Source organism: Streptomyces sp. NPDC127108 (genome assembly GCF_042677545.1).
In the GTDB taxonomy this organism is placed as follows: domain Bacteria; phylum Actinomycetota; class Actinomycetes; order Streptomycetales; family Streptomycetaceae; genus Streptomyces.
In genome coordinates, this window is the sequence record NZ_JBHXTE010000001.1 from 163,454 (window position 1) to 184,802 (window position 21,349).

The 21,349-nt window shown below is 73.2% G+C and carries 20 protein-coding genes; 9 read left to right on the top strand and 11 right to left on the bottom strand.

All coding sequences use genetic code 11. The features are described 5' to 3' along the window. Positions 1 to 85: 85 nt before the first annotated feature. The 6 genes from ACFVHO_RS00690 to ACFVHO_RS00715 form a co-directional block, all read right to left on the bottom strand. Positions 86 to 1,153, bottom strand: coding sequence for a hypothetical protein (locus ACFVHO_RS00690; protein ID WP_385708088.1), 1,068 nt, complete (start codon positions 1,151 to 1,153; stop codon positions 86 to 88). A 207-nt stretch (positions 1,154 to 1,360) separates the two neighbouring features. After that, complete coding sequence (locus tag ACFVHO_RS00695) at positions 1,361 to 3,094, bottom strand: glycerophosphodiester phosphodiesterase family protein (RefSeq protein WP_385708090.1); 1,734 nt, start codon at positions 3,092 to 3,094, stop codon at positions 1,361 to 1,363. Between the two features lie 263 nt (positions 3,095 to 3,357). Further along, positions 3,358 to 4,581 (bottom strand): ABC transporter permease, encoded by a 1,224-nt coding sequence (locus tag ACFVHO_RS00700; protein ID WP_385708093.1) that lies wholly within the window; start codon positions 4,579 to 4,581, stop codon positions 3,358 to 3,360. Continuing rightward, positions 4,578 to 5,339 (bottom strand): ABC transporter ATP-binding protein, encoded by a 762-nt coding sequence (locus ACFVHO_RS00705; RefSeq protein ID WP_385708096.1) that lies wholly within the window; start codon positions 5,337 to 5,339, stop codon positions 4,578 to 4,580. Before ACFVHO_RS00705 ends, ACFVHO_RS00700 begins: the two co-directional genes overlap by 4 nt. 29 nt (positions 5,340 to 5,368) lie before the next feature. Beyond that, positions 5,369 to 6,706 carry a peptidoglycan-binding protein gene (locus ACFVHO_RS00710; protein ID WP_385708099.1) on the bottom strand — a complete coding sequence of 446 codons (1,338 nt, stop codon included), beginning with the start codon at positions 6,704 to 6,706 and terminating at the stop codon, positions 5,369 to 5,371. Next, the gene (locus ACFVHO_RS00715; RefSeq protein ID WP_385708101.1) at positions 6,703 to 7,293 is read right to left on the bottom strand and encodes a hypothetical protein; all 591 of its coding nucleotides are present in this window, start codon (positions 7,291 to 7,293) and stop codon (positions 6,703 to 6,705) included. Before ACFVHO_RS00715 ends, ACFVHO_RS00710 begins: the two co-directional genes overlap by 4 nt. An 88-nt stretch (positions 7,294 to 7,381) precedes the next feature. Between ACFVHO_RS00715 and ACFVHO_RS00720 the strand changes: the two genes are divergently transcribed. Together ACFVHO_RS00720 and ACFVHO_RS00725 are read left to right on the top strand one after the other, a co-directional pair. Beyond that, entirely contained in the window at positions 7,382 to 8,035 is a 654-nt protein-coding gene (locus tag ACFVHO_RS00720; RefSeq protein ID WP_385708104.1) for a response regulator transcription factor, read from the top strand. Continuing rightward, positions 8,016 to 9,194 carry a sensor histidine kinase gene (locus ACFVHO_RS00725; RefSeq protein ID WP_385708107.1) on the top strand — a complete coding sequence of 393 codons (1,179 nt, stop codon included), beginning with the start codon at positions 8,016 to 8,018 and terminating at the stop codon, positions 9,192 to 9,194. The genes ACFVHO_RS00720 and ACFVHO_RS00725 overlap by 20 nt, the downstream gene beginning before the upstream one ends. A 76-nt stretch (positions 9,195 to 9,270) precedes the next feature. Here the strand turns inward: ACFVHO_RS00725 and ACFVHO_RS00730 are convergent, their stop codons facing one another. Next, a complete protein-coding gene (locus ACFVHO_RS00730) occupies positions 9,271 to 10,485 on the bottom strand; it encodes a cytochrome P450 (protein ID WP_385708605.1) in 1,215 nt (404 codons plus the stop codon). A 155-nt stretch (positions 10,486 to 10,640) separates the two neighbouring features. Here ACFVHO_RS00730 and ACFVHO_RS00735 point away from each other — a divergent pair, with 155 nt between their 5' ends. Together ACFVHO_RS00735 and ACFVHO_RS00740 are read left to right on the top strand one after the other, a co-directional pair. Further along, positions 10,641 to 11,381, top strand: a complete 741-nt coding sequence (locus tag ACFVHO_RS00735; RefSeq protein WP_385708109.1) for an aminoglycoside phosphotransferase — start codon at positions 10,641 to 10,643, stop codon at positions 11,379 to 11,381. 139 nt (positions 11,382 to 11,520) lie between these two features. Next, positions 11,521 to 11,925 carry a hypothetical protein gene (locus tag ACFVHO_RS00740; protein WP_385708112.1) on the top strand — a complete coding sequence of 135 codons (405 nt, stop codon included), beginning with the start codon at positions 11,521 to 11,523 and terminating at the stop codon, positions 11,923 to 11,925. A gap of 147 nt (positions 11,926 to 12,072) precedes the next feature. Here the strand turns inward: ACFVHO_RS00740 and ACFVHO_RS00745 are convergent, their stop codons facing one another. After that, entirely contained in the window at positions 12,073 to 12,672 is a 600-nt protein-coding gene (locus ACFVHO_RS00745) for a short chain dehydrogenase (RefSeq protein ID WP_385708115.1), read from the bottom strand. Positions 12,673 to 12,838: 166 nt separating this feature from the next. Here ACFVHO_RS00745 and ACFVHO_RS00750 point away from each other — a divergent pair, with 166 nt between their 5' ends. Beyond that, the gene (locus ACFVHO_RS00750) at positions 12,839 to 13,738 is read left to right on the top strand and encodes a LysR family transcriptional regulator (protein ID WP_385708118.1); all 900 of its coding nucleotides are present in this window, start codon (positions 12,839 to 12,841) and stop codon (positions 13,736 to 13,738) included. Between the two features lie 70 nt (positions 13,739 to 13,808). On the opposite strand, the gene ACFVHO_RS00755 is transcribed toward ACFVHO_RS00750, so the two are convergent. Beyond that, positions 13,809 to 14,696 (bottom strand): hypothetical protein, encoded by an 888-nt coding sequence (locus ACFVHO_RS00755; RefSeq protein ID WP_385708121.1) that lies wholly within the window; start codon positions 14,694 to 14,696, stop codon positions 13,809 to 13,811. Positions 14,697 to 14,826: 130 nt separating this feature from the next. Here ACFVHO_RS00755 and ACFVHO_RS00760 point away from each other — a divergent pair, with 130 nt between their 5' ends. From ACFVHO_RS00760 to ACFVHO_RS00775, 4 genes are all read left to right on the top strand, one after another. Then, a complete protein-coding gene (locus ACFVHO_RS00760; protein ID WP_385708124.1) occupies positions 14,827 to 15,786 on the top strand; it encodes a metallophosphoesterase family protein in 960 nt (319 codons plus the stop codon). Positions 15,787 to 15,952: 166 nt separating this feature from the next. Further along, entirely contained in the window at positions 15,953 to 17,218 is a 1,266-nt protein-coding gene (locus tag ACFVHO_RS00765) for an MFS transporter (RefSeq protein WP_385708127.1), read from the top strand. Then, entirely contained in the window at positions 17,215 to 18,207 is a 993-nt protein-coding gene (locus ACFVHO_RS00770) for a TolB family protein (protein WP_385708130.1), read from the top strand. The genes ACFVHO_RS00765 and ACFVHO_RS00770 overlap by 4 nt, the downstream gene beginning before the upstream one ends. 122 nt (positions 18,208 to 18,329) lie before the next feature. Then, positions 18,330 to 18,803, top strand: a complete 474-nt coding sequence (locus ACFVHO_RS00775; protein ID WP_385708133.1) for an ATP-binding protein — start codon at positions 18,330 to 18,332, stop codon at positions 18,801 to 18,803. Positions 18,804 to 18,833: 30 nt separating this feature from the next. Here the strand turns inward: ACFVHO_RS00775 and ACFVHO_RS00780 are convergent, their stop codons facing one another. Together ACFVHO_RS00780 and ACFVHO_RS00785 are read right to left on the bottom strand one after the other, a co-directional pair. After that, positions 18,834 to 19,274 carry a hypothetical protein gene (locus tag ACFVHO_RS00780; protein ID WP_385708136.1) on the bottom strand — a complete coding sequence of 147 codons (441 nt, stop codon included), beginning with the start codon at positions 19,272 to 19,274 and terminating at the stop codon, positions 18,834 to 18,836. A gap of 79 nt (positions 19,275 to 19,353) precedes the next feature. Next, positions 19,354 to 21,348 carry an aminotransferase class I/II-fold pyridoxal phosphate-dependent enzyme gene (locus ACFVHO_RS00785; protein ID WP_385708139.1) on the bottom strand — a complete coding sequence of 665 codons (1,995 nt, stop codon included), beginning with the start codon at positions 21,346 to 21,348 and terminating at the stop codon, positions 19,354 to 19,356. Position 21,349 lies beyond the last annotated feature (1 nt).

The window sequence follows — 21,349 nt, forward strand, 5'->3', positions numbered from 1 at the left end:
TACTGATCACGCCCTGGACCGGCGCGTCGCCCCGGCAAGGCGGCGACGGGATCCGGGCAGGCCCCGGCCTCCGCCCGCGGCGCGGTCAGTCCCCGCCGCCACCACCGCCACCGTCTCCGCCACCGCCGCCGTCCCCACCGCCGCCTCCTCCGTCGCCGCCGTCCCCGCCGTCCGAGCCCCAGCCGTCCCCGCCGCCGGAGTCGTTGTCGTCGCCGCCCCAGCCGAGGTTGCTGAACCAGGGCGCGTCCCATTCGACGACCACGGGCTCGCCGCTGCGGGCGCCGCGCGGCTTCTGGGCACGGAAGCGGTAGGCGCCGGTGGTGTCGCCGAGCCCGAAGGCGACGGCGAAGGTGTGCGCCATGACGGCGTCGAGCGGGTCGGGGGTGTCGTGGTGTATCTCCGTGAGCGGCAGCAGGACCGTGTCCGGCACGGGGCGACGGCGCCGCTCGGGGCGCGTGATCAGGGCGACACGGCGCCCGTCGCGCAGCAGCTCAGAGGAGACGGCTGTCGCGCGCCGCAGTTCCCAGGAGCCGAGCGGTCCCCGCGCGCTCACGAAACTCCGGGACTTGCGCCAGACCTTGGTGAGGGTGAGGGAGAGCGCGGCCTCGCCCACGGTCAGGACGAGTCCGCGGCTCGGTGACCTGTCGGTGGTGACCAGGCCGTGGGGTGCCCGGATCCGGACGGCGGGGGCGTAGGGCCCCCAGACGTCCACCCGGATCAGACGGCGGTCGACGGCCACGGTCACCGGCCCCGCGGGGCCCGGGGCGGACCGCCGGGCCAGCCACAGGGGCACGCCCTCCACGTCGGCCTGCGTGGCCAGCGCCGCCACCCGCGCGGCGCCGCCGCTCTCCCGCAGCGCCAGCTCGCCCAGGCGGTGCGCGAACTCGGCTGCCCTGCGGACCTTGATCGGCTTGGTGGTGCCGGTGACGCGGGTGACCGGCACGACGCCCGGCCCCTCCGCCAGTTCCTCGATGCCGCGTTCGGAGCCCCCGCCGCCCAGCCAGCGCCCCCGCCGGTACGCGTCCGCCATCGCGACAAGGTGCAGTTCGCTCAGCGGTGTCGTGCGGTAGTTGGCCTTCAGCCCCTGCTCGGTCAACTCCACCAGCTGGGCGAAGGGGTTCCGGGACCGCTCGGCATAGATCACCTGGTTCACGCGTCTCCCCCGTCATTTCTCGGACGTCATGAAGAACGAATTTTCGCACGCGCTGTGTGTACGCCTCGCGACCTGCGTTTCACAGGTTCGTCCCAGGGTGCGAGCTACTCGGAGGATGACGCGGATGCCGGGGTGGTCACCACGGCGACGATCGTGGCGAGTTCCCGGGCGCCCCTGGTCAGGAAGCCTTCAGGTGTCGTCGTGCCCTCAGGCGCTCACCGGATCCAGCTGGAGGTGGTCGAGGTTCCAGTTCTGGTACGAGGCCGCGTCCAGGGAAAGCCGCAGGGTGTGCCGTCCCTTCGTCAACTGCCGGACCTGGCCGCTGTCCTGGAGCGCGAAGGCCTGGTGGGACGTCGTGCCGACGACGGGCACGGGCGCGCCGGGGGTGCCGCCGTCGACGGAGATACGGTAGGTCCCGGCGGCTGCGTACGGTGACGACACGCGGGCCGTGAGCGTGTAGCGGCCGGACTGCGGCACATCCACTTCGTAGGCGAGCCACTCCGAGGCGCGCATCCAGCACACGGCCACGGCGCCGTCGAGGTCGCACACGTCGACGTCCTCGCCCGACCGGCCGGGTCCGTCGCCCCGGTTCCCGGCGTCGACGTCGTGGTAACCCACCCCCTCGCCGCCCGGGGCATAGTCCTCGGCCTGGACCCGTACCGCGCCGGACGGCACCGCGGCCGCCGTCCCCGTGGCGAGGTAGGCCTCCAACGCCTCGACGTTGTCCGTCTGCAGGACCGACGCCCCGTAGACGCCGATGAGCGTGGCCCAGCCGCGCGCGGGCGCGATCAGGGAGGCCTCGTCGGTGTACCGGGCGGCGAGGGCGTCCCGCATGCTGTTGATCCACACGCGGCCGGTCGACCGCAGCCCCCGCAGGAAGGCGGCGTCGGCCACCGCGTCGCCGACGTCGTCGAAGACGACCTCGAACGCGGGCGGCCGGTCCGTGCCGAACTCCGCGACGGAGGCGGCGTTGGTGTCGTCGACGAGGTGCATGTAGAGCGCGTCGGGGTGGCGGGTGCGGAACGCCCGTACCTCGGGCACGGGCGCGGCGGACTTGAACAGGGCGTTGCGTACGGTGCCGGTCTCCACGAGCACGCGCCAGACGGCCTCGCGGTCCTTCCAGGCCTGGTCGAGGTTGACGAGCCCGCTGGTCCGTGCGGCCCGCATGGCCTCGGCGAGCGTGGGAATCCGGTGGCCGGTGAGGGCCGCCTCCCGGCCGCCGAGACCCGCGCGCAGGCGCAAGCCGCGCAGTTGGGCGTAGCTGAGGTCGGCGACGCGGCCGACGCCGTCGGTGGTGCGGTCCACGGTCGCGTCGTGCATCAGGACGGGCACGCCGTCCTTGCTCAGCCGGACGTCCGCCTCGACGATCTCGGCGCCGTCGGCGAAGGCCGCGCGGAGGGCGGCGAGGCTGTTCTCGGGGGCCTTCCGCCACTGGCCGCGGTGGGCGGCGGTCATGACGGAGATGCCGGGGCCGTGGTCGAGGAAGTCGCGGTGGGCACGGTCGGCGGGGGTGTCGGTGGGGGCTTGGCGGTCTGCGCGCCCGGTGGCGGTTCCCGTGCGGGCCTGGCGGTGTGCGTCCTCCGTGGCGGTCACCGTGCGGGCCTGGCGGTACGTGTTCTCCATGGCGGTCACCGTGCGGGCTTGGCCGTACGTGTTCTCCATGGCGGTCCCCGTGCGGGCTCGGTGCTCCGTCGCTCTCGCGTCCGGGACGGCGCCCAGTGCCGTCGCGCAGGCGGTGGCGGTGGCGAGGACGGCGAGGCCGCGGAACCGGGTGGGCGGGGCACCACTCGGGGTGAGCGGTGAACTGCCCGGGTTGGGAGGGGTGCTGGCCAGGCCGGGAATGGCGCTGCCCGGGCCGGGAAGGGTGCGGCGGCCCGGGGCCGGAGGGGTGCTCGTCCGGTGGGACTTGGCGACGCGGCGCAAGATCATGAGCGGGGGCATGGGTGAGAGCATCGGGCCGCGTCCGCCGTCCGTCCACGACCGCGCCCCGGCCTGTCGCCGAGGTCAGCCGCTCGCCCGCGCGACGGGCCCCCACCCGGCGAGGGGTGAGGGCCAGTCGTCATCGCGGTACGCCACACGCCGCACGGCCGCATGCCACACACCGCACCGCCGCACCGCCGCACCGCCGCACCGCCGCACCGCCGCACCGCCGCACCGCCGCACCGGAGTACGCCACACCCCCGCCCACCGCACCGCAGTACGCGTCACGCCGCAGCCAGCGCCTCCGTCGGCGGGAGCCTGGCCGCGCGGACCGCCGGGTAGAAGCCGGCAAGCCCGCCGATCAGGAGCGTCGCCCCCACCCCGCCGACCATCGCCCACAGGGGCACGACCGTCGGCCACCCCTGGTATCCGGCGTAGCCCGCCGTCACCGCGATGCCGAGGGCCACGCCGCCCACGCCGCCGAGGGCCGACAACAGCTGGGACTCGCACAGGAACTGGGTCCGGATCTGCCCCCGGGTCGCCCCCAGGGAGCGGCGCAGGCCGATCTCCGCCCGGCGCTCCAGGACGGAGATGACCATCGTGTTGGCCACTCCGACCCCGCCCACGAGCAGCGCCACCGCCCCCAGGCCGAGGAGAAGCCCGGACAGGGTGTCGTCCGTGGCCTGCTTGGCCGCGAGCGCGTCGGAGGGGCGGGAGACGTTGACCTCGTTGGGGTTCTCCGGGTTGGCCGTCGCGCCCATGACCTGCTGCACGTCGCTCACGGCGGCGCCTTCGGCGCGCGCGTACACCGTCGTGGCGAAGCCGTCGAAGTCCAGCTCCTTCTCGGCCGCGGGCCAGCCGACGAGCGCGGCCGAGTCCAGCTCGGGGGCGAGTTCGTTCGGCGCGAGCAGCCCGACGACCGTGAACCACCGGTCGCCGAGCCACACTTGGGCGTCCGGTCCCGACCCGTACACGCCGAGCTGCGCGGCGGCCTTCGCTCCGAGAACGACGGCCGGGTAGCGGTGCGTGGCCGCGGTCAGCCAGCGACCCTCGGCGACGTCCACGCCGACGGTCCCCGGCAGGTCGGTGCGGGCCGCGTAGACGCCGATGCCCCCGGTCACCTCCTTCGGGACGTGGTCGTTGCGGTACACCTTCGCGTCGGTCTTGCCGATCGCCGAGACCGACTCCACGCCGTCGATCGCGCCGACCATCTCGACGGCCTCGTCCGGCAGGTGGGCCGCGCCGCCGCTGAAGGACTGGCCGGGCGCCGCCGTCAGCAGGTTGGTGCCGAGCGCCGCCAGTTTGCGGTCCAGTTCCTCCTGGCTGGAGGTGGAGATGCCGACGACGCCGATCATCGCGGCGATGCCGATCGCGATGCCGAGGGCCGAGAGGAAGACGCGCATCGGGCGTGAGCGCAGGCCCGAGCCGCCGGTCCGCACGACGTCCGCCGGGCTCAGCCGGGCCGGGGTCGGCCGGGGTCGCGGTCGCGTCGGGGTGACGGTGCTCATACGCCCACCCGCTCCGCGACGGCTTCCCCGACGGTCGCCGCGGCGGCGTTCCCGGCGGCGGAGTCGTGCTCGATCCGGCCGTCCTTGATGCGTACCTCCCGGGGCAGCGACGCCGCGATGTCCCGGTCGTGCGTGATCACGACGACCGTCGTGCCCGCCCGGTGCAGTTCGTGGAGGAGCTCCATGACCACCTCGCCGGATCGAGAGTCGAGCGCGCCCGTCGGTTCGTCGGCGAGCAGCAGCGGCGGATCACCGAGCACGGCCCGCGCGATGGCCACGCGCTGCTTCTCGCCGCCGGACAGCTGGTGCGGTTCGTTGTGGAGGCGCTGCCCGAGCCCGACCCTGCGCAGCGCGCGCTCCGCGAGGCCGCGCCGCTCGCCCCTCGGCAGCCCGCCGTAGAGCAGGCCGTCCGCGACCGCGTCCAGGGCCGGTACGCCCGCCGCCAGGTGGAAGGCCTGGAAGACGAAGCCGATGGTGCGGGCGCGCAGCGCGGAGAGCTGGCGGTCCGACAGGGCGTCGACGGTGTGGCCGTCGACGCGGACGGTGCCCGCCGAGGGGCGGTCCAGCGTCCCCATGATGTTGAGCATCGTGGACTTGCCGGAGCCGGAAGGACCGACGATCGCCAGCATCTCCCCGCGCCGCACGACGATCCCGGCCCCGGCGAGCGCGACCACGTCCCCGTACGCCTTCGACACCCCCTCCAACTCGACGACGGGCGGCGGTGTTTCATGCCCCGACTCCCCCACCGGTGCCCCCACGTCCGGCCACGGCCTCCCTGCTCGCGTACTCACTTCGGCACCGCCACCTTCAGGCCCTCGGTGATGCCGTCTCCGGACACCTCGACCATGCCGCCCGCGAACAGGCCGAGCTCCACCGGCCGGTACTCCACGTCCGAGCCGGTGACGGCCTGGACCGCGTAGCCGCCGCCCTTGCGGGCGACGAGCGCGTTGACGGGGACGGCGAGGGCGTCCTCGCGGCTCTCCGCGGCCAGCGTGACGTCGACCGGGGCGGCCTGGTAACGGCCGAGCTTCTTCTGGTCCTTGACGGTGAGTTCGACGGGCAGGGTGGCCTCGTCGGCGCCGCCCTCGGAGCCGCCGCCGCCCTCGGCGGGCTTGGCGGTGGCGGCGTTGCCGACGTCGGTCACCCGGGCTTGGACCTCGGTGCCGTCGGGCAGCGCGACGGTCGCCTTCGTGCCCTCCTCGACCAAGTCCTCGTACTGCGCCTCCAGGTCGACGGTGACCGTCCGCCGTGTGCCCGTCCACGTGAGCACGTCGCCGGAGGCGGAGTCGCCGCGGGCCGACTCGACCTGGGCGACCCGCCTTGCCCCGCCCGCCACGACCGCTTCGCCGGGCGCGACCTCGCCGGTCTCCTCCCGGCCCAGGTCCCGCTGCCAGTCCTCGACCGCCTGCGCGGTGCCGGAGGTGTACTCGTCGTCGACGGTGAAGCCGGTGTGTCCGAGCGCCGCCAGGTTCTTCTCCAGGAGGCGTACGTCGTTGCCCTCGCTGCCGACGTCGAGCGTGCGGTAGAGCGGTGTGGAGCCGTACAGGAGGGGCACCTTCTGCTCGTCGACGCCGTACACCGCGTCGCCGCGTTCGAGCACCTCGCCCTCGTCGGGGAGCCAGGTCAGCGTTCCTCCGGAGTCGGCGGGCTTCCCGCCGTCCTTCGCGTCGGCCCCTGCCTCCGGCTCGCTTCCTCCGCTCGTCCCGGCGCGTACCGGGGTCGCCTCGCCGTACCCGAGTTTGCCGTCGACGGTCTCGCCCCGGGTCAGCGTCCTCTTCTCGACGGTGGCGGTCCGGGCCGGGCCCGCCGGAGCGGCCTCGGACGTGCCCGTACCGTCGCCGCCGATGGTGCCCGTCGCGGCGAGTCCACCCGCTCCGGCGACGGCGGTCGCGGCCAGCAGGACCAGGGAAGTGCGCACCGGGCGCCGACGGCGGCGGGTGGGCTCGGCGGCAGGCCCGTCGCCATCCGCGTCGGCATCTGCCGCAGTATCCGCGTCGACGATGTCGCCGGCGAGCACGGTGCCCTCAGCCCGGCCGTCAGGCACTGCCCGACCGCCGGTCATCGCGCCGCCGGTCACCGCCCCGCCGTCGGCCTCCGCCCTGTCCTCGGTCTCGGACCCGCTCACTGGCCCCCGCCGCCCCTCATCATGACGCCGCCGCTCGGCCGCTTGTCCCGGCAGGCCTCCATGGCCTTCTCGAACTTGGGGTCGTCGCCCGTCATGCCGACCGCCGTCATGTCGATGACCATCGAGCCGCCGTCGATCTCCGGGTCGGGGAACTTCGGCACGCCGTTCTCACGCATGCACTTCGCCCACGCGGCGACCTTCGCGGAGTCGAGAGGCTTGCCGCCGTTCGGGCCGCCGTCCCCCTGAGGGGAGAGGTCCTTGCAGGCCTCCTGGGCCTTCTTGAACTCCGGCGAGCCCATGTCGACGCCCGAGTCCGGCCCGAGCCTGATGCCGCCCCCCTCCGGGTCGGGGAACTTCGCGACCCCGTTCTCCCGCATGCACTTGGCGTACGCGAGGCCGCGCTCCTGGGGGCTCGTCGGCGACGCCTGCGCCTGCCCGCCCGCGTTCTTCCCCGCGTCCTTCTCGGCCGTCGCCTTCGACGATCCGTCCGAGCAGGCCGTCAGGAGCGCTCCGGTCAGCACCAGCGGCACGAGCAGCGGGGCGGCGGCGAATATGTGTGCGCTGTTGCGCTTATTGGTCCGTGTCATGCGATCCAGGTCTACGTAGCCGGGGGTTACACCGCAGGAACGCTGGTTGTTATGCCGGTGTAACCCCGCCTCCGGCATCCTGACGGCTATGCGCGTGCTCATCGTCGAGGACCATCAGGAGCTGGCCGTCACCGTGGCCACCGGCCTGCGCCAGGACGGCATGGCCGTCGACATCGCGTACGACGGCCAGGAGGCCCTGGACCTCGCCGTCGTGCACGATTACGACGTCGTCGTCCTGGACCGTGATCTGCCCCGCCTGCACGGCGACGAGGTGTGCCGGGCCCTGGTCGAACGCGGCGGCCGCTGCCGGGTGTTGATGCTCACGGCCGCCACCACCATCGAGGACCGGGTCGACGGGCTGTCCCTCGGCGCGGACGACTACCTGCCGAAGCCGTTCGCCTTCGCCGAACTCATCGCCCGGGTCCGAGCCCTGGCCCGCCGCGCCCACCCGGCCGTGCCGCCGGTGCTCAGTCGCGGCGACCTCACCCTGGACTCCGCCCAGCGCGTTGCCCGCCGTGACGGACGCCGCCTCGAACTGTCCCCGAAGGAACTCGCCGTCCTGGAGCTCCTCTTGAGCGCCCAGGGCGGGGTCGTTTCCGCGGAGCAGTTGCTGGAGCGCGCCTGGGACCAGGCCACCGACCCCTTCACCAACACCGTCAAGGTCACGATCAGCCGGCTCCGCCGCAAGCTGGGCTACCCGCCGGTGATCGAGACGGTCCCCCATGCCGGTTACCGCATCTGACCCGGCGGGCTCGTCCCCCGCCCCGCGGCGCTTCCGCTGGACCGTACGGCTGCGCCTGACGCTTCTTTACGGCGCCTTGTTCCTGGTGTCCGGGGCCGCGCTGCTCATCATCACGTACGTCCTCGTCGCCACCCGCGAACCGCAGATCGTCCGCAAGACCACACCGGGCCCGGCCCCCTGGCTGCCCCACGACACGGATCAACTCCCCGACGTGGGCGGCGAGCAGCGCAAGGCGATGCTCAAACAGTTGCTCACGCAGTCGGGGATCGCGCTCGCCCTGATGTCGGCCGTGTCGGTGGCGCTCGGCTGGCTGATGGCGGGCCGGGCGCTGCGCCCGGTCCGCACCATGGCCGACAAGGCGCGCCGCATCTCCGAGCGCAATCTGCACGAGCGCCTCGCGGTCCGCGGGCCGGACGACGAGCTGAAGGACCTCGGTGACACCTTCGACGGTCTGCTCGGGCGCCTCGACACGGCCTTCACCACCCAGCGGCGCTTCGTCGCCAACGCGTCGCACGAGCTGCGCACCCCGCTGACCCTGCAACGGGCGATGATCGAAGTGGCGCTCGCCAACCCGGCGGCGAACGCGGAGTCGCTGCGCACCGTGTGCGAACGCCTGCTGGCCACGGGCGAGCGGCAGGAGCATCTGATCGCGGCGCTCCTCACCCTGGCCCGCAGCCAGCGCGGCCTCCAGCGCCGCGAGCACACGGACCTGGCGGCCATCACGGAGACGGTCCTCGCCGAACAGGCAGCGGAGGTGCGCATCGACCTGTCGCTGGCCCCGGCGCCCACGGTCGGCGACCCGCGGCTCCTGGAGAGCCTGGTGACGAACCTCGTCAGCAACGCGGTGCGCCACAACGTCCCCGGCGGCTGGGCGCGGGTGCGCACCGGGGTGCGGGACGGCCGCCCGGTCCTTCGGGTGACCAACAGCGGGCCGGTCATCCCGCACGAGCGCGTCGAGGCGCTCTTCCAGCCCTTCCAGCGCTTCGAGACACGCGCCGGGACGCCGGACGGCCACGGTCTCGGCATGTCGATCGTCGCCGCCGTCGCCGAGGCGCACAGCGCACCGGTGACCGCCCGGCCCGGGTCCGAGGGCGGCCTCGACATCACGGTGACGTTCGGCACTGCGGCGCGGGCCTTGGAGGGAGCGGGCGGCGGGTGACGGCGGACGTGCGTGGCCTCGCCGGGGCCGCCGCTTCCGTGATCGCTCGTCCCGCCACCACCCGGCCCGCCATCGCTCAGCCCGTCAAGCGCACCGGCAGCTCCCGCACGCTGTTGCCCACGAAACCCTCGTGCCGGGCGAGTTCGGCCTCGGGGACGGCCAGGTCCAGTTCGGGGAAGCGGGTGAAGAGGCCCTCCAGGGCGATCGTCGCCTCCATCCTGGCGAGGGGCGCGCCCAGGCAGTAGTGCGCGCCGTGTCCGAGGGAGAGGTGCCGTGTGGATCCGGTGGTCCGGGCGGGCCTGGTCACGTCGAAGAGGCGGGCGTCGGGGCCGTACGCCGCCGTGTCGCGTCCGGCGGCGGAGTAACCGGCGAGGACGGGTGTGCCCTTGGGGATGAGGGTTCCGTGCAGGGCGAGGTCGCGGGTCGGGTAGCGGAACGGGAAGTAGCTGACGGGGCTGTCCCAGCGCAGGGTCTCCTCGACGACGTCCGTCCAGTCGGCCTTGCCGGAGCGCACGAGGTGGAGTTGGTCGCGGTGGGCGCACAGCGCGCGCACGGCGTTTGTGATCAGGTTCAGCGTCGTCTCGTGGCCGGCGATGATCATCAGCAGCAGGGTGCCGATCAGCTCCTGCGGGCTGAGACGGTCGCCGTCCTCGTCGCGGGCCGCGATGAGCGCGCTGGTGAGGTCGTCGCCGGGGTGCTCCGTGCGGGTCGCGACGACGGCCGTGAGTGCCGCTGTCATCGCGCGGTTGGCAGCCATCGCCTCCTCCGGTCCGATGGCCGTGCTCACCACCTGGTTCGACAGATGGTGCAGGAGGTCCCGGTGTTCGGTGTCCACGCCGAGCAGTTCGCAGATCACGCCCATCGGCACCGGCAGGGCGAAGGAGGCGCGCAGGTCGGCGATCCCGCCGCCGTCGGCGGCCGCCTCGAGCCCGTCCAGGAGTTCGGCGGTGAGCGTCTCGACGCGCGGCCGCAGCGTCTCCACCCGGCGCGCGGAGAACGCCTTGCTCACGAGCGTGCGCAGCCGTCGGTGGTCGTCCCCGTCCGCGGTGGTCATGCCGGGGACGGTGGCGAAGGTCAGGAGCGGCCAGCCGTCGGGTATCGCGCCCTCCCGCAGCGCGGTGAAGTGTGCGGCGCCCTTGGCGACTTCGGGATGGGCGAGGAGCTCCTTGAGTGCCTCGTATCCGAGTACCGCCGCGCCCGGCACGCCGCCGGGGAGCACGACGTCGGTCACGGCGCCCTCCGCGAGCAGCCGGGCGTTGTCCGCGTGCGGGCAGCCTCCGGCCGGGTCCATCCGGTACGGCGTACGACGTGACGTGTTCAAGTGATGCCTCCCTGGGCCGGGGTGACGCGCCTTGTCCGCACGGTGAGCGTCCCCCCGTCGCGCCCCTGGGGCTACAGCCGTGCACGTGATCGCTACTGTGGCGACCGACTGCCAGGGTCGCCGACGTGGTGCTGAAGCCCGCAGGACCGGACATCGAGTTCGCGCAGTGGCTGGCCGATGTCATGGACGTCCTGCCCGAGGACGGCTTCCGCGTCGCACGGCCCCTGCGGGCCCGCACCGGCGCCTGGACGCACGCCGGGTGGACCGCGTCCCGCTTCGTCACCGGCGCCGAGCCCGACCACGCGGCCGCGCCCCGCTGGCTGGACGTCGTCGCCGCGGGCCGTGCCTTCCACCGCGCGCTGGCCGACGTACCGCGCCCGGCCTTCCTGGACCGGCGCCGGGACTGGTGGGCGCTGGGCGACCGGGTCGCGTGGCAGGAGTGCGAGGCCGACCTGCCGCCCGGTCTGCGCGGGCCCTACGAGGAGTTGGTCGCGCTGTTCGGCGACGCGCCGCCGGACCGGGCCCAGCTCGTCCACGGCGATCTGACGGGCAACGTCCTGTTCGCACCGGGGCTCGCCCCTGCGGTCATCGACTTCTCGCCGTACTGGCGGCCGCCGGGGTTCGGTACGGCGGTCGTGGTGGGCGACGCCCTGATCTGGCACAGCGCCGGGGCCGGGCTGCTGCGGGAGGCCGCGCCCGGGTGGGGTCCCGGCTTCGTCGGCTACGTCGCCCGCGCGGTGACCTTCCGCCTCGTGACGGCCGGCGAGCAGCTTCGCGCGTCGGCGGAGCCGGAGGGCGGCGCCGCCGCGGCCGCCGAGGTCCGGCGGTATCGGCGTGCCGTGGAACTCCTCGCCGCTTTCGACTGATCGCCGTCGTCTGCGGGCTGCGGCCTGTCACCTCTTGCCGACCTGTTCCGTCAGTAGACGGAAGGGCGAGGGCAGGTGCGATCCGTGCGCTGCGGTGTCCCGCCAACGCTGGATCATCGACAGGAAGGGCAGGAGATTCATGCGTATCAAGGGCATGCTCAGGGTCACTGGTGTCATGGCGGCGGCGGTCGTCGTCTCCGTGGCGACGGCCACGGGGGCCCATGCCGACGGCGGCGACCTGTGGACCGACGACGGCGACCCGGGCGGCAAGCTCACCTTCAACAGCGACGGCGACAAGACAGAGGTCTGTGACGAGCAAGCGGACGGCTGGAGCGCGATCGGCTACGTCATCAACCCGAACGGAAGCACCCGTTACAAGATCAGGGCCCGCGGGAACGGCAACTGCAACGGCCGGAGCGCCGATGACGGCGGCCGGTACAACCTCGCCAACGGCACCAAGTACACCTTCCGCGTCTGCCTCGATCACGACGGTTCGGGCACCGGTGACGACCGCTTCTGCGACAGCCACAAGTGGCGCGCGTGAGGGCCTGAACCGGCCTGAACCGGCCTGAACCGGAGGGGCTCCGGGCCGAGCTGGGCGTCGCGGCCGCGGCGCCCAGGGGAGAACAGCCGCGTGCTGGGCGGCCACCAGTGCGGGCACCGCACGGACGACCGCCCCGAGGACGGGTTCTCAGCGGACGGCGTAGACCTGCCCCGTCTGCGCGCCTTCGACGGAGCGGACGTACGCCTCGGTGACGCGGGCGAGGTCGACGGGCGGCATGCCGGGGAAGAAGGAGCCGTAGTCCTCCAGGCTCTCGGTGAAGACGGTCGGGCTCACCGCGTTGACCCGCTGCGGGGAGATCTCGATGGCGGCCGCCCGGACGAAGGCCTCGATCGCGCCGTTCGCCATGGACGCGGCGCTCCCGGTGGGGATCGGCTCGTCGACGAGGACGCCGGAGATCAGCGTGAACGACCCACGTGCGGCGACGTGGGCGACGCCCTGGCGGACGAGTTCGATCTGGCTGAGCACCTTCCCGCGGAACGCCGCTTCGTAGTCCTCGGGCGCGATCTCCGCGACGGGCTTGAAGGGCGTGTCACCGGCGGCGCTGACGACCGCGTCCACGGGACCGGCCGCCGCGTAAAGGGCGGCGATCTGGGCCGGGTCGGCGATGTCGTGGCGCAGGTCGCCGCTGGTGCGGCCGACGGTGACGAGCTGGTGGCCGCGCGCGGACAGCGTCTGGTGGACGGCGGCGCCGAGCTTTCCGGCGGCACCGATCAGGAGAATCTTCATGGCAGGGACCCTAGGACCGCCCGGAGCCTCACGGGAAATGTCCGACACGCAGGTCTTATGCTTCCCGGTTATGAATGCTGGAAGCGGGGCTGCGAGAGCCGTGCGGGCCGGGCAGGGGGACTCCGTGAGCGCCGTGCGGACCAGACACGGAGGCGCTGTGGGGGCCGTGCGGACCGGACACGGGGACGCCGCCGACGTGGAACTGCGGCATCTGCGCGCCCTCGTCGCGATCGACGCCGAAGGCACCATCACGGACGCCGCGATCGCCCTCGGCGTCAGTCAGCCCGCGCTGTCGCGCACCCTCAGCCAGTTGGAGAGCCGGCTGAGCACCCGTCTCGTCGACCGCTCGACCCGGCACGTGGCTCTCACGGACGCCGGACGGCGTCTGGTCGACCACGCCCACCGCATCCTGCGCCTGGTCGACGACGCACTGGCCGAGACAGCCGCCGACGGGCGCCCCCTGCGCATCGGCTTCGCCTGGTCCGCGCTCGGCCGGTACACGGTGCCGCTGCTGCGCGCCTGGCGCGAGAACCGGCCCGACACGGCGGCTCAGGTCCTGCGCCGCGACGACCCGGAGGCGGCCGTGCGGCGCGGCGAGGTGGACCTGGCGCTCGTCCGCACGGAGCCCGTACCGGACAGCGACCTGGTGTGCGTACCGCTGCTGCGCGAGCGCCGTGTGGCCGCCCTGGCCGCGGACCACGCGCTCGCGGACCAGGAGTCCGTACGCCTGGAGGAGTTGTCGTACGAGCCCGTGGTGATCTGTTCCACGGCCGCCACCACGGCCGCGCATCTGTGGCCGACCGGCCGGCGCCCGCACACCTTCGAAGTGCCCGGCGTGGACGAATGGCTCACCACCATCGCCACCGGGGAGGCCGTCGGCGTCACCGCGGAGAGCGCGGGCCACAGCCACCCGCACCCCGGCGTCCGCTACGTCCCGCTCACGGACGCGCCCTCGGTGACCGTCCACCTCGTCCATCCGCGGGTGCCACGGCACCCCGCGACCGCGGAGTTCCTCGACCACATCAGGCTGCTGCTCGCCGAGGCCACGCGCGCGGGACGGCCCTGATCCGCCGGGCGACCACGGTCCACCGGCCCGCCGTGACCGGCCTTGGCCCGCCGGACGCGCTTCCCGTGCCCTATTCCCAGCGAATTCCGTAGATCCCCGGCGACGGATTGAAATCGATGTACTGGAAGTGACCGTGCGCCTCGGCACCGGGCAGCTCGCGCAGCACCTTACTCGGCAGCACTCTGGATTCCTTGAAGAAGGCCTGGCACAGCGCGGGGGTGAAGCCGTCGTCGAAGACGGCTTCGAGGACCACGTCCCGTGTCCCCCGGTGAATGCGAATGCTGGTGAAGTGGTCCGTCTGGCGGGGCGGAAAGGTGATGCTGAACTCCGCGAGGGCCATGGCGCCCGCACGCAGCGGCGGGTCGAGCAGGAACTCGAACGCGGCCACCCCGGAGTCCCGGTCGCCGCGGAACCGGGCGAGGCGGCAGCCGCGGGCCATGCGGACCAACGGGGCCTGCGGCAGGCGGGCGTAGCGGGTCACGTAGATCATGCGGGTGGCTCCGCCGGGACCGCCGGTGAGCACCCGGCTGACGTGCATCACGAGTTCCTGGCCGTGCGCGCCGACGCGTACGCGCACGCGGTACGAGAGCGGTCGCGGCAGGGCCAGGTCGCTGAAGTCGGCGTCGAGCTTGGCGAGCGTGCGCAGCACGGCCTCGGCGTCGTCGCCCCACTGTCGGCGCAGGTTGGCGGCGGTCTCGGCGGAGACGGGGCGGCGGCCGCGGGGGCGGCGTGGGGGCAGCGCGGCGCGCAACTGTCCCGGGGGCAGGGCGAGGATGTCCTCCAGGGCCGCGACCGCGTCGAGCGAACTGGCCCTTTCGGGGCGACTCAGACCGGTCTGCCACGCGCTGAGGGTACTTGTACTGACCGGTGTGCCTCTGCTGCGTAATTCCCGGGCTATCTGGTCCAGACTAAATCCCCGCAGGGTGAGGGCACGTCCCAGAATCCGGCTGAATTCCATGGCGCCGCATCGTAACGGGACCCCGTCCGGAGTTATCCAGTCCCGTGCGGAAGATTCCTGGGCGCATTTCCCGGGCCGTGGTTCCTTGACGCACAGCAACGTCTTCGCAGCCGCGACGAAGGGACCTGTGATGAACCAAGCGAAACCCGTCCGACGCGTCGTCTGGGGCACGGTACTCGGCGTGGTCACGGCGGCCGGGCTCGGCGGCGGCCTCGCCGTGTCGGCCCCGCTCACGCACGACACCACGGACGACAAGGACACCGGGCGCGCCGCGACCGTCACGGTGGCGGTCGCGGGCGACCTCTGCGGCTCCGCCTGCAACCAGACCGCACCGGTGGTCAAGAGCATGAACCCGCAGGCGGTGCTCACGGCGGGCGACAACGCCTACGACTCGGGGTCGTTGTCGGAGTTCCGGAACAAGTACGACCCGCACTGGGGCCAGTTCAGCAAGGTCGTGCATCCGAGCCCCGGCAACCACGAGTACCGCACCAGCGGCGCCAAGGGCTACTTCGACTACTACGGCGGCAAGGGCGTCCACGTCGGCGAACGCGGCAAGGGCTACTACAGCTTCGACCTCGGTGACTGGCACCTGGTCGCGCTCAACTCCAACCTCGGTTCCAGCGCGGACAAGGCCCAGCGGGAGTGGCTGGCCAAGGACCTCGGAGCGAGCACCAAGCCCTGCACGATGGCCTACTGGCACCACCCCCGGTTCTCGTCCGGCGACCACGGCGACCAGACCACCATGTCGAGCCACTACAAGATCCTCACCGACCACAGGGCGGACGTCGTCGTGGCGGGCCACGACCACCACTACGAACGGTTCGCACCCGCCATGGCCGACGGCAGGAAGGACGAGGCGAACGGACTGCGCCAGTTCGTCATCGGGACCGGGGGCCGCGCCCTCTACTCGAAGACCACGTCCTCCAAGGGCCCGTCGGAGGTCTTCCACAACCGCACCTTCGGCGTCGGCCGCTTCGACCTGTCCGCGACCGGCTACGAGTTCACCTTCCGCCCGGTCGACGGCCGCACCTTCACCGACTCCGTGTCCGGCACGTGCCACTCCAAGTCGGGGGCGCGGCAAGGGAGCTGAGGCGCACCTGCCCTGAGGCCCGCCTCCGGAGACGGGAGGGGTGCGGTGAACCCCACACACCGCACCCCTCCTCCCCTCTCCTCCCCTCTGCTGCCGTCTCCTCCCGTCTCCTCCCGCACGCCCGGCAGCTCCCTTCGCTCCCCCGCGGCTCACTTGGAGTGTCACGATGTACCTCTCGCAGACCCGGGCGGCCGACGGCGCCCGCAACACCGTCGGCAACGGGACCACCGGCCCCCGGACCGGCCCCGCCCGGACCCGGGTGCCCGCCACCGTCCTGACCCTCGGCGCCGTCAGCCTCGTCACGGACGCGTCGGCGGAGATGGTCACCGCCGTCCTGCCGCTGTACCTGATGTACGGACTCGGCGTCGGCTACCTCCAACTCGGAGCCCTGGACGGCCTGTACACGGGCGCCACCGCCCTGCTGCGCCTCGGCGGCGGCTACGCGGCGGACCGCCTCGGCCGCCCCAAGTCCGTCGCCACCGTCGGGTACGGCCTGTCGGCACTCACCAAGCTCGGCCTGCCGTGGCTCGGCACGTCGGCGGGGAGCGTCGGCCTGCTGGTCGCCGCCGACCGCACCGGCAAGGGCATCCGCACCGCGCCCCGCGACGCGCTCATCACGTTCGCCGCCCCGGAGGAGCACCTGGGGCGCGCGTTCGGCGTGCACCGGGCGATGGACGCGACGGGCGCCCTCCTCGGCCCGCTGCTCGCCTTCGCCGTGCTCCTCGCCGTACCGGGCGACTACGACGCGGTGTTCCTGGTGAGCTTCTGTCTCGCCGCGGCGGGGGTGGTGCTGCTCGCGGTCTGCGTCCGGCCGGACCGGGCGTCGTCGGGGCCCGGCCGGACGGGGTGCCTGCGTGTGTGCCTGCGGGTGCTCCGTGACCGGGACACGCTGCGGGTGGTGGTGGCGGCCGGACTCCTCGGCCTGGTCACGGCCGGTGACATGTTCCTGTACGTCGCGCTCCAGCGGCAGATGGACCTGCCGCACCAGGTACTGCCGTTGCTGCCGGTCGGCACGGCCCTGGTGTTCATGGCGGCGGCCGCGCCCGTGGGCCGCCTGGCCGACGGCCTCGGCCGCTGGCGGCTCTTCCTGGCCGGGCACCTGATGCTGCTCTGCGCCTACGTATGGGTGGCCGCGGCTCCCGGGGGCTGGATCCCGGCGGGCATCGTCCTGCTCCTGCACGGCCTCTTCTACGCGGCGACGGACGGTGTGCTGATGGCGCACGTCGGCCCGGTCCTGCCACCGCGGGTGCGCACGACGGGCCTGGCGGTCGTCCAGACCTCGCAGGCACTGACCAGGGCGGGCGGCGCGCTGGCCTTCGGCGCGGCGGCGGCCGGCTGGGGTCTGACGACGGCGTTCACCGCCTTTGCGGCGGCCCTGCTGGTCCTCGTGGCCGCGGCAGCCTTCCCCTACGCGTCAAGGAGCACGTCATGACACGCCCACGGACCCTCCTCACCCGCCCGCGGCCGCTCCTCGCCACCGTCCTGGTGGGCGCCCTCCTCGCGACGGCGACCGGATACGTCGTGTGGCGCCACGGCACGGCGGCAGCCGAGCAGAACGGCCTGGACCTCCGCCTGGACCGGCACGACACGCTCGTGTACGTCGACCGCGACCGCGTCCGCCAAGTCACTCGGCGTGGCGAACCGGTGGGCGAAGGACCCACCTGCCAGCGCGCGGCCACCGCCGCCTCGACCCTGATCTGTCTGCGCACCCGGCCCGGCCCGCTGTCCGCGCAGTCCTCCCAGGTCCGCGTGTACACCGACGGCCACCGCAAGGCCGAGGTCACCCTCCCCGTCTGGGGTGCCCCGAGCCGTGCCCGCGTCTCCCCGTCCGGGCACCTCGTCACCTGGACCGTGTTCCGCACCGGCGACTCGTACGCCGTACCCGGCCGCTTCTCCACCACGGCGGGCATCTACGACCTGCGCGACGGCCGCCACTACGGCTCCCTGGAGGACTTCGAGCCGTTCGTGCGCGGCGCCCCGTACCGGGCCGATGACGTCAACTTCTGGGGCGTCACCTTCGCGCCCGACGACCGCACCTTCTACGTGACCATGGCCTCCAAGGGCCGCACCTGGCTGATGCGCGGCGACCTCGCCCGTCGCACCCTCACGGCGGTGCGCGCCAACGTCGAGTGCCCGTCCCTCTCCCCGGACGGCAAGCGCCTGGCCTACAAGAAACGCACGGAACGCGGGCGGTGGCGCCTGCACGTGCTCCGCCTCGGCAAGGGCCAGACCCCGCGCGGGGACACCCCGCTCGCGGAGAGCGCCCACGTGGACGACCAGCCCTCCTGGCTGGACGCCGACACGATCGCGTACGCCCGCTCGCTGCGCGGCAGGCCCACCCTCTTCTCCGTCCCGGCGGACGGCTCGGGCTCCCCGCACCGGCTCATGCCGGGTTCGTCGCCCACGGTCCCGACCGGCTGATGAGCGCCCAGGGCTCTCCCCCTGCGTCGGACCGACCGGCGAAATCCAGCCGCGTTCCCTCACGTTTTCGGGGTAGAGGCGTTCCTGTGAGACACGGCTTCGCAGCGGGTGGGATGGACCAGATGGATCGGGTTGCGGCAGAGAGCGACATGGCGTCGCTGGTCAGCACGGACCTGTCGGTGTCCCGCGCCTTCGAGGGCAGCGAGGAGATCGGCGCCGCCCGGGACCTGGCGCGGTCGTTCCTCACCGACATTCAAGCCGTGCACGGGCTGCCGGTCTCCGTGCGCGTGCTGAGCACCGTGCAGCTGGTGGTCAGCGAGCTGGTCACCAACGCCCGCAAGTACGCGCCGGGGCCGTGCCTGCTGACGCTGGAGGCCCAGGACGGGGCCGTCAACGTCACGGTGTGGGACAGCGAACCCGTGCTGCCCTCGGTCCTGCCCGCCGATCCGGGCCGGATCGGTCAGCACGGCCTCGAGATCGTGATGGCGTTGTGCCAGAGCCTGCACATGCAGCGGGAGCCCGTCGGCAAGCGCATCACCACGGCGATCGCGCTCGCCGACGATCCCGCCGGGGATGTGGCCGACCGCCGGCCGTGACCACCGGCCGCCGACCGCATCCCGGTCCGGCTACGGAAGCTCGACGGGCTCGTTCGCCCCGTCCTTCGTCTCCACGACCAGGAACGACAGGACGTCCTCGCCGATGTTCTTCAGGTCGTGCAGGTGGTGTTGCCCCGCCTCGAAGTGAAAGTGCAGGGTCTGTCCCCGTACGTACGTGATCTCACGGGAGGCGCCGTCGCTCGCGTGCTGGCGGGCCCTGCCGTCCGTGAGGGCGATCCACGTGTAGTCGAGGACGTGCCGGTGGACCGGGACGCGCTCTCCCGGCTGGAGCGTGGTCTCCCAGACGCGCAGCGTCCCGGTCTCCTTGAGCAGGGTCTGGCCGATGCGGCCGTTGTGCTCGTTGTCGTCGAACTCCTCGATCAGCGGCGGGCTCCAGCGGTCGAAGTTCTTGGCCACGACCTTGCTGGTCAGGGGCGGGTGCGGAAGGGCGGGGTGTGACTCGGTGCCCACGAAGCGGTTCCTTTCCGAGAGGCGTCGGGGGGGGTTGCGGGGCGGCGGCGTTTCGTCAGGGCGGCATGAGCCGACCGGCTCACAGGGCGAAGGACAGTGCTTCCAGGAAGGCGTCGTTCGCGCGCTGGTTGCCGACGGAGACGCGGCAGGTCGCGGGGATGACGTGGCCCGTGTCGGCGACGGCGATCCCCGCTTCACGCAGCCGCTCCATCACCAGGTCGTGCTTGTGGAGGCGGACCAGCAGGAAGTTGGTCTGCGAGGGGAACACCCGGTCCACCGCGGGGTGGTCGGCCAGCGCCGCGGCCAGCCGCTTGCGCTCGGCGCGGATGAGCTTGACGGCGGCGAGCGCCGGGCCCGCGTTGGTCAGCCGGTCCCGCACGGCGCGCTGCGAGGCGTCGGTGAACCCGAAGGGCACCTGGAGCCGTCGCAGGGCCTCGATGAGGCCGGGCTGCGCGAGTGCGACCCCGCAGCGTGCCCCGGCGAGGCCCCAGGCCTTGGAGAGGGTCCGGAGCACGATGAGGTTGTCGTGCCGGGCGACCAGGGCGGCGTACGAGGGGTTCTCGCTGAACTCCACGTACGCCTCGTCGATGACCACGACGCCGCTGGTGCCCGTGACGAGCTCGTGCACCTCCTCAGGATCGAGCCTGGTCCCGACGGGGTTGTTCGGGTCGCACAGGATCGTGACCCGCGGGTCCGCCGCGAGGATCCGCTCGGTGTCGAGCTCGGAGAGGTCGTCGCCGCGCAGCGGCACCTCCACCAGGGGCAGGCGCAGGACACGGGCGAAGTGGGTGTAGAGCGGGAACGTCGGGGGCGTCACGCAGACGCTCTCGCCGGGCGATGCCAGCGCCGCGAGGAGCAGCATGACGCCGTCCACCGCCCCGCTGGTGAACAGCACGTGGTCGGGGCTCAGGGCGTCGACGCCCACGTGGCCGGGCAGCGCCGAGATGGTGCTCAGATAGGCGTGGGCCAGCTCCGCCGTGTCGAGGTGGGGGTACTGGCTCTCGGGTCCGAGGAACGGGTTGGTGTTGCTCGTCAGGTCGACCGTGTCGAACCGCGGCTGGTGGCGGAAGCGGGCCGGGCCCGGGACCGGCACCGTCGTGACGGGCGGGGCCGTGAACCGCGACAGTTCCGGTTCCTCCGGCCCGTCCTGCGGGGCCGTGACCCCCTCGGCACGCAGCCAGTGGTCGAGGGGGACGAACAGGTCGGCTCCGAGGCACCGCATGCGCTCGGCCTCCCCCCGGCCGAGGTGCACCCACTCCAGGCCTGAGGTCCTGGCGTCGGCGTACAGCTGGTACAGGGTGGCCGCGTAGAGGTCGTCGCGCGCGTCGGCGTCCTCGTGGTCGATGGCCTGCGTGAGGCAGTAGAGGCCGCGGCCGTTGTGGGACGTCGTCGTCAGGCCGGCCTGGACGACGATGTCGTTGCGGCGGCGCACGAACATCTCGGTACGGTCCGCCAGCGCGCCGCGGGCGAGGGCGTCGAGGGCGTCGACGTTGTACGGGTGGTGGCGGCCGTCGCCCTGGTCCTGCTCCCCCGTCGGATACCCGTGCTCCGCCTGGCGTCGGTGGAGGTCCGCGAAGGCCGCGCGTGCCCAGGGCTTCCCGGCGAGGTCGCGCAGCCGGATCCGCTCCCAGGTGGTCTCCTGGGACACCGCGTGGTGGCGGCGCCGGACGTCGCGGAGCCGGTCGGCGCCGACGCGGGTCCGCAGCACGTCGTCCACCTCCCCCGTCAGCCGGACGACGCACTCGGGGGCTGCGGGGACCGGCACGAGTCCGGCCGCTCGCAGGGCGCGGGTGTCGTCGGCGCGCCGCACGCCGGGCACGAGGATCTGGTGCACGTCCAGCGCCTCCGCGCGGCGGGCCAGCTCCGCCAGGGCGTGCGGGGTCGGGACGGGGCTGGTCGGGTTGTACAGGGATCCGCCGCCGATGAGGGTGGGGCGTTCGCGCACGGCGGCGTCGAGGGTGGCGAACGCCCGGGTGTCGTGGCCGAGTCGGGCCAGGGGGGCCACGGGTTCGGCGGAGCCGAGGGCGGCGCACAGCACCTGCTGGAGCGCGTCGAGATCTGAGGGCCTGCGCATG